Below are 7,293 nucleotides of genomic sequence, written 5' to 3' on the forward strand. Positions count from 1 at the left end.
CCGAGCCGCTCCTGCCCCCCCGATCCACGCATCTCACAAGGACGAACTCATGGACCGGCTCTCCAACACCGTGCGCCCTTACGCCTGGGGCTCCACCACCGCCATCCCCGAGCTGCTCGGCATCGCCCCCACCGGCGAACCCCAGGCCGAGATGTGGATGGGCGCCCACCCCGGAGCCCCCTCCCGCCTCACCCGTGTAACCAGCACCGGAGAGGCCGGCCCCGAGCAGCCCCTCACCGACGTCATCGCCGCCGACCCCGAGCGTGAACTGGGCCGGCCCACCGTCGAAAAATTCGGCCCACGCCTGCCCTTCCTCCTCAAACTGCTCGCCGCGGGCGCCCCGCTCTCCCTCCAGGTCCACCCCGACCTCGCACAGGCCAAGCAGGGTTACGAGGACGAGGAGCGCCGATCCGTCCCGATCGATGCACCCCACCGCACGTACAAGGACGCCAACCACAAGCCCGAGCTGATCTGCGCGCTCACCCCCTTCGCCGGTCTGTGCGGCTTCCGCAGACCCACCGAGGTGGCCGAGGCGATGGCGGCGCTCGGTGTCGACTCCCTCAAGCCATACGTCGACCTTCTAGGCGCCCACCCGGAAGAGGCAGCCCTGCGCGAGGTCCTCACCGCGATCCTCAGCGCCGACCCGGCGCAGATGGCCGAAACGGTGAACCAGGCGGCCGCTGCCGCCGAACGCCTCGGCGGCGCCCACGCCCCGTACGCCCGGATCGCCCACCACTTCCCCGGCGACCCCGGTGTCATCGCGGCGATGCTGCTGAACTACGTAGAACTCCAGCCCGGCGAAGCCCTGTTCCTCGGTGCGGGTGTTCCGCACGCCTACCTCGACGGGCTCGGCGTCGAGATCATGGCCAACTCGGACAACGTGCTGCGCTGCGGACTCACGCCCAAACACATCGACGTACCCGAACTGCTGCGCATCGTCCGCTTCGAGGCGACCGACCCCGGCGTCCTGCGCCCCGAGGCGTCCCCCTCCGGCGAGGAGCTGTACGAGACGCCCGTGGAGGAATTCCGGCTCTCGCGCTTCGATCTGTCGCCCGGCGCCGACCCCGTCGACCTGACCCGGAACACCCCGCAGATCCTGCTCTGCACCGCGGGCGCCCCGAAGGCAGGCACGCTCGGCCTCACACCCGGGGCCTCGGTCTTCGTCCCCTCCGGCGAGAAGGTCGAAGTGTCCGGTACGGGAACTCTGTTCCGCGCCACAGTGGTGGCCTGACGTACCGTCCTCATCAGCGGCTGCAACAATGTCCGGCCGTACCGCGGCGCCAGGGCCGCAGCACCGAAGAAGGGACACCAGGCACTCATGAGTGCGTCAGGCGGAACCAAGGCGATCGTGGCGGCACTCGGCGCCAACCTAGCGATCGCAGTGGCCAAATTCGTGGCGTTCCTGTTCAGTGGCTCGTCGTCGATGCTCGCGGAGAGCGTCCACTCGCTCGCCGACTCGGGCAACCAGGGCCTGCTGCTGCTCGGCGGCAAGAAGGCCCAGCGCGAGGCCACCCCCCAGCACCCCTTCGGCTACGGCCGCGAGCGCTACATCTACGCCTTCCTCGTCTCCATCGTGCTGTTCTCGGTCGGTGGCATGTTCGCGGTGTACGAGGGCTACGAGAAGATCAAGCACCCGCACGAGATCGAGGCCTGGTACTGGCCGGTCGGCGTGCTGGTCTTCGCGATCATCGCCGAGGGCTTCTCCTTCCGTACGGCCATCAAGGAGTCCAACCAGACCCGCGGATCGCTCTCCTGGAAGGAGTTCATCCGCCGCGCGAAGGCCCCCGAGCTCCCCGTTGTCCTCCTGGAGGACTTCGGCGCGCTGATCGGCCTGGTCCTCGCCCTCGCAGGTGTCGGCCTGGCCATCGGGACCGGCAACGGTGTCTGGGACGGAATCGGCACCCTCTGCATCGGCGTCCTGCTGATCGTCATCGCGATGGTCCTCGCCGCCGAGACGAAGTCCCTGCTGCTCGGCGAGGCCGCCGGCGCCGACCAGGTCGAGAAGATCAAGGCCGCGGTCGTCGACGGTGACACGGTCACCGCCGTCATCCACATGCGTACGCTCCACCTCGGCCCGGAAGAGCTGCTGGTCGCCGCCAAGATCGCGGTGCAGCACGACGACACGGCCACCGAAGTGGCCAACGCCATCAACGCCGCCGAAACCCGCATCCGCGCAGCCGTCCCGATAGCCCGGGTCATCTATCTGGAACCGGACATCTACAGCGAGGCCGCCGCCGCAGCCGGCACCAACCCCGGCAAGACCCCAGGCGGAGCCCCCGACAACGCTCCCCGCACGACTCCCGACGGACCCCCGGACACCTCGACGGATTCCGGCCACTGACCCACCCGCGTACACCTCCCAACCGCCCTCGACAAGCCCTCCCGCCCGCTCCCGGTAAGCCCTCCCAGCCATTCCCCGTCCCGGGCGGGCTGGGAGCGACTGGGCCGATCGGTGTAGATTCGACGGCAGTGTCAGACGTCGCTGCTGATGGCGGTCGATCGGTCCGTATGCGCGGACCGGCCGAGGGAGAGAGGGCCTCCGACGGACTGCGCTGCGAGCGCCCGGGCATTCGTGTGCCCGCCGCCGCAGAGCCAGCCGTGCCCACCTCGACACCCATCACGAGGAGCAGCCCGTTATGACGACGGTCGCCAATCGACAGGACTTCAAGGTCGCCGACCTCTCCCTCACGGCGTTCGGCCGCAAGGAGATCACCCTCGCCGAGCACGAGATGCCCGGCCTGATGTCGATCCGCAAGGAGTACGCCGCCGCGCAGCCGCTGGCCGGCGCCCGCATCACCGGTTCGCTGCACATGACCGTGCAGACGGCCGTGCTGATCGAGACCCTGGTCGCCCTTGGCGCCCAGGTCCGCTGGGCCTCCTGCAACATCTTTTCCACCCAGGACCACGCAGCCGCGGCCATCGCCGTCGGCCCGAACGGCACCCCGGACGCCCCCGCAGGCGTCCCGGTCTTCGCCTGGAAGGGCGAGACGCTCGAAGAGTACTGGTGGTGCACGGAGCAGGCCCTGACCTGGCCGAACACCTCCACCGGCGGCCCGAACATGATCCTCGACGACGGTGGTGACGCCACCCTCCTCGTCCACAAGGGCGTCGAGTTCGAGAAGGCCGGCGCGGCCCCGGACCCGTCGACCGCGGACAGCGAGGAGTTCGGCCACATCCTCACCCTGCTGAACCGCACCCTCGGCGAGTCCCCGCAGAAGTGGACCCAGCTGGCGTCCGAGATCCGCGGTGTCACCGAAGAGACCACGACCGGCGTGCACCGGCTGTACGAGATGCACCGAGACGGCACCCTCCTCTTCCCGGCGATCAACGTCAACGACGCCGTCACCAAGTCCAAGTTCGACAACAAGTACGGCTGCCGCCACTCCCTGATCGACGGCATCAACCGCGCCACCGACACCCTCATCGGCGGCAAGACCGCAGTCGTCTGCGGCTACGGCGATGTCGGCAAGGGCTGCGCGGAGTCGCTGCGCGGTCAGGGCGCCCGCGTGATCATCACCGAGATCGACCCGATCTGCGCGCTGCAGGCGGCGATGGACGGTTACCAGGTGACCACGCTCGACGACGTCGTCGACAAGGCCGACATCTTCGTCACCACGACGGGCAACAAGGACATCATCATGGCCGCCGACATGGCCAAGATGAAGCACCAGGCCATCGTCGGGAACATCGGCCACTTCGACAACGAGATCGACATGGCCGGCCTGGCGAAGATCGACGGCATCGTCAAGGACGAGGTCAAGCCGCAGGTCCACACCTGGACGTTCCCCGACGGCAAGGTCCTCATCCTGCTGTCCGAGGGCCGCCTGCTGAACCTGGGCAACGCCACCGGCCACCCCTCGTTCGTGATGTCCAACTCGTTCGCCGACCAGACCCTGGCCCAGATCGAGCTGTACACCAAGCCCGAGGAGTACCCGACCGACGTCTACGTGCTGCCCAAGCACCTGGACGAGAAGGTCGCCCGTCTCCACCTCGACGCGCTCGGCGTGAAGCTGACGACGCTCCGCCCCGAGCAGGCCGCCTACATCGGCGTCGAGGTCGAAGGCCCGTACAAGCCCGACCACTACCGCTACTGATCCCGCCCGTCAGCGACCGCGCGCGTCACCTGTCAGTGACGACCGGCCGCTGACAGACGGAACAGCCTCAGCAGCAGCTACGAGCGCAGGCCCCCGCACCCCCGTGTCGGGGGCCTGCGCACGTACCGCACCCGCTCAGCCCGAGGAACCTCGAAGGACCCCATGCCCCGCGGCCGATATTCGCTCCATGATCTTCACGATCACACCCTCCTCGGCGAAGAACGCTTCCAGTGCGCCCCCGGCCCCTCCGGCTGGCGCTACGTCTCCCACACCACCGCCCCTTCCGGCGACCACCTCGGCTCCGTCGACCTCACCCTCGACGAACTGGGCCGCCCCATCCGCCTCGAACTCCACGCCGCGAGCTGGCAGGTCCGCGGCGCCGCCCTCGAAGGCGTCACCTGGGTCCGTACCGACCCGACCGGCACTCATGCCACCGAAGGCAATGTGCGCGCCCACGCCTTCACCGGCACATCCCCCGCATTCCTCATCGCGACCTCACGACTGCTGCGACTCACCCCCGATTCCCCCGCGACCCGCGTCCGCCTGGTTGCCTTCACGGACCCGGTCCTCGCCCCCCGCACCGTCGACCAGTCCTGGGCCCTGATGAACAGTGAAGCGCACGCCACTGACAACGGCCCTCTGACGGTGGACGAATACCAGGTCAGCGCCCTGGATACCGGCGAGCAGCACACCATTCACATCGCCGGTGACGTGGTCCTGTCGGCCCCCGGGATCGAGCTCGAAGACCTGGAGTCCCCGCCCTCGCCTCGCTAAGGGCTGTCCCGTAATCCCTGGCGGGACAGCCCTTAGGCAGGCGGTGCGAACCCCGTCGCAGCGGGCGCCGCCCCGCCCTCCTCCACCACCGGGACCACGGGAACACCCGCCCTCGCACCCCCCACGGACGGCCCGGACCCCACCGGCACAGAAGTAACAGCCCCACCCGCCAGTACTCCGCTCCCCGCCTGGGCAGCACCGTCCTGAGCAGCGACGAACACCCGCCGCGCATCCCGCGCCTGCCGCTCGTTCACCACCGCCGCCAGATACGCCCCGGCGGGCACCCCCTCGGGCACCGGAACCCCGGTCCGTGTGGCCAGCTCCCCGGCCAGCCGCTCCGCCATCGAGCGGGCCACCTGCGGGTCGAGTTGATGCATCCGCGTCAGGTACTGCCGTATCGCCAGCCACAGACCGTCCGGCACTGCCGACAGATCCAGCATCGCGAATCGCCCGACCAGCCAGGGCGGCGGAGGCGGCACGGCAGCAGCTCGTCCCGCCGGCACCCGCTCCCGTACGACAAGCGTCCCCGCGAACACGTCCCCGAGCCGCCGCCCCCGCGCCGACACCAGCGAAGCGATACAGGCGACCACCCCGAGCGTCATCAGAATCTCGATGACCCCCATGGTCCCGCGCACCAGCGCGTGCCGGAAACGGATCGGCCCCCCGTCGTCCCGGACCACCCGCAGCCCGCACGCCAGCTTCCCCAGCGACCGCCCACGGCTGAGTGTCTCCACCGCGATCGGGCCCCCGACCAGCACCAGCAGGAAGGTTGCAACGGATATCGCCGCGACTGCAGCGTCATCCAGCGTCGCGGTCGCAATGGCCAACCCGATCGACACCAGAACGAACGCCGCCCCCACCACGGCAAGATCGATGGCCTGCGCCAGCGCCCGACTCGGCAATTTCGCCGGACGCAGCCCCAGCACGACCGCGTCCCCGGTCACGAGCTCACTCATCGCCGCCCCATCCTTCGCCGATCTTCCCTGCCCCTCGGGACCTCAGTCTGCCAAGCTGACCCGCAGCGCGCCGCCGTAGTACGAACCCGTACGCACCCATGCCTGGAGCAGCAGCCGACCATGGACCTCGACGTCTTCGTGACCGCCCACCGCACCGAGTGGGACCGCCTGGACCATCTCCTGCACCGCGGGCGCCGGCTCACCGGCGCGGAAGCCGACGAACTCGTCGAGCTCTACCAGCGCACGGCCACCCATCTCTCTCTCCTCCAGTCCAGCGCCCCGGACCCGATGCTCACCGCGCGCCTCACCCAGCTCGTGGCCCGTGCCCGATCCACGGTCACAGGTACACGCCGAGCCTCCTGGCGCGACGCCGCACGCTTCCTGACCGCCGGTTTCCCCGCTGCCGTCTACCGATCCAGGCACTGGTGGATACCCACGGCCGTACTCTCCACGCTGCTGGCCGCAGTCATCGGCTGGTGGATCGGCACGCATCCGGAAGTCCAGTCGGCCATCGCGGCTCCGGACGACCTCCGCCGCCTGACCAGCCCGGGAGGGGAGTACGAGACCTACTACTCCAGCCACCCGGCCGCATCGTTCGCCGCCCAGGTATGGACGAACAACGCCCAGGCCGCAGCCATGTGCCTGGTCCTGGGAGCGTTCCTCGGCATCCCGGTGATCTGGATCCTCTTCGTCAACGTGCTCAACCTTGGCGTCGGCATCGGCCTGATGTCCTCAGCCGGCCGGCTCGACACTTTTCTGGGGCTGGTTCTCCCGCACGGCCTGCTCGAACTCACTGCCGTCTTTGTCGCAGCGGGTACGGGCCTGCGCCTGGGCTGGACAGTCATCGACCCGGGCCCGTGCACCCGCCGCACAGCCCTCGCCCAACAGGGCCGGGCCGCGATCGGCATGGCCATCGGCCTCGCACTGGTCCTGTTCGTCTCGGGCGTCATCGAAGGCTTCGTCACCCCCTCCGATCTCCCGACCTGGGGGCGCATCACCATCGGCATCGCGGCTGAGCTGGCCTTCCTTGCCTACGTCTACATCCTGGGCGGCCGAGCAGCGCGAGCAGGAGATCGGGGCGACGTCGATCCCGCGGAACGCAGTGCCGAGCTCCCGGTCGCTGCCTGATGTGCGTACGACCCCGCTGACCTGCTAGTCTCCTCTTCGCCCCGAAAGACCGTTGACATGGTCGACCAGGGGAGGTAGATTTTAACGGCTGCGTCGGGCTGGACAGGCCCGATCCCAACGGGTTAACATCCTCCTCGCTCTCACCGGAAATTGAATTTCCGCAGAGCCGTTGATTCTATTGTTCCGAATCACGCAGTCGATTAGCTCGGCTGAATGTTTCTGGTAAAGTCGGATCAGTCGAAAGGCAAGGCCACTCCAAAGGCCACCGGAATTCAAATTCGGACCGGAAACGGAACGAAAAAGAATCTGGTAAGGTTGGAACCGCCGGAAAGGGAAACGCG

General features: G+C 68.6%; 6 protein-coding genes. 5 read left to right on the plus strand and 1 reads right to left on the minus strand.

Features of this window, described 5'->3' with window-relative positions; genetic code table 11:
• Window positions 1-49: 49 nt before the first annotated feature.
• The 4 genes from manA (at window position 50) to ABTZ94_RS19210 (ending at window position 4,868) form a co-directional block, all read left to right on the plus strand.
• Window positions 50-1,231 (plus strand): mannose-6-phosphate isomerase, class I, encoded by a 1,182-nt coding sequence (gene manA, locus ABTZ94_RS19195; protein ID WP_351202249.1) that lies wholly within the window; start codon window positions 50-52, stop codon window positions 1,229-1,231.
• 87 nt (window positions 1,232-1,318) lie between these two features.
• Window positions 1,319-2,341 (plus strand): cation diffusion facilitator family transporter, encoded by a 1,023-nt coding sequence (locus ABTZ94_RS19200; RefSeq protein ID WP_351202250.1) that lies wholly within the window; start codon window positions 1,319-1,321, stop codon window positions 2,339-2,341.
• Window positions 2,342-2,636: 295 nt separating this feature from the next.
• Window positions 2,637-4,094 (plus strand): adenosylhomocysteinase, encoded by a 1,458-nt coding sequence (gene ahcY, locus ABTZ94_RS19205; RefSeq protein ID WP_351202251.1) that lies wholly within the window; start codon window positions 2,637-2,639, stop codon window positions 4,092-4,094.
• A 162-nt stretch (window positions 4,095-4,256) separates the two neighbouring features.
• Window positions 4,257-4,868, plus strand: coding sequence for a hypothetical protein (locus ABTZ94_RS19210; RefSeq protein ID WP_351202252.1), 612 nt, complete (start codon window positions 4,257-4,259; stop codon window positions 4,866-4,868).
• 32 nt (window positions 4,869-4,900) lie between these two features.
• On the opposite strand, the gene ABTZ94_RS19215 is transcribed toward ABTZ94_RS19210, so the two are convergent.
• Window positions 4,901-5,824 carry an RDD family protein gene (locus ABTZ94_RS19215; RefSeq protein ID WP_351202253.1) on the minus strand — a complete coding sequence of 308 codons (924 nt, stop codon included), beginning with the start codon at window positions 5,822-5,824 and terminating at the stop codon, window positions 4,901-4,903.
• Between the two features lie 120 nt (window positions 5,825-5,944).
• Here ABTZ94_RS19215 and ABTZ94_RS19220 point away from each other — a divergent pair, with 120 nt between their 5' ends.
• Complete coding sequence (locus ABTZ94_RS19220) at window positions 5,945-6,952, plus strand: stage II sporulation protein M (RefSeq protein ID WP_351202254.1); 1,008 nt, start codon at window positions 5,945-5,947, stop codon at window positions 6,950-6,952.
• Window positions 6,953-7,293 lie beyond the last annotated feature (341 nt).

This window comes from Streptomyces sp. NPDC002785 (genome assembly GCF_040295565.1).
In the GTDB taxonomy this organism is placed as follows: Bacteria; Actinomycetota; Actinomycetes; order Streptomycetales; family Streptomycetaceae; genus Streptomyces.

Excerpts from the sequence above, each read along its gene's own strand:
- manA (WP_351202249.1), top strand. The coding sequence starts at position 50 with ATGGACCGGCTCTCCAACACCGTGCGCCCTTACGCCTGGGGCTCCACC.
- ABTZ94_RS19200 (WP_351202250.1), top strand. The coding sequence starts at position 1,319 with ATGAGTGCGTCAGGCGGAACCAAGGCGATCGTGGCGGCACTCGGCGCC.
- ahcY (WP_351202251.1), top strand. The coding sequence starts at position 2,637 with ATGACGACGGTCGCCAATCGACAGGACTTCAAGGTCGCCGACCTCTCC.
- ABTZ94_RS19210 (WP_351202252.1), top strand. The coding sequence starts at position 4,257 with ATGCCCCGCGGCCGATATTCGCTCCATGATCTTCACGATCACACCCTC.
- ABTZ94_RS19215 (WP_351202253.1), bottom strand. The coding sequence starts at position 5,824 with ATGAGTGAGCTCGTGACCGGGGACGCGGTCGTGCTGGGGCTGCGTCCG.
- ABTZ94_RS19220 (WP_351202254.1), top strand. The coding sequence starts at position 5,945 with ATGGACCTCGACGTCTTCGTGACCGCCCACCGCACCGAGTGGGACCGC.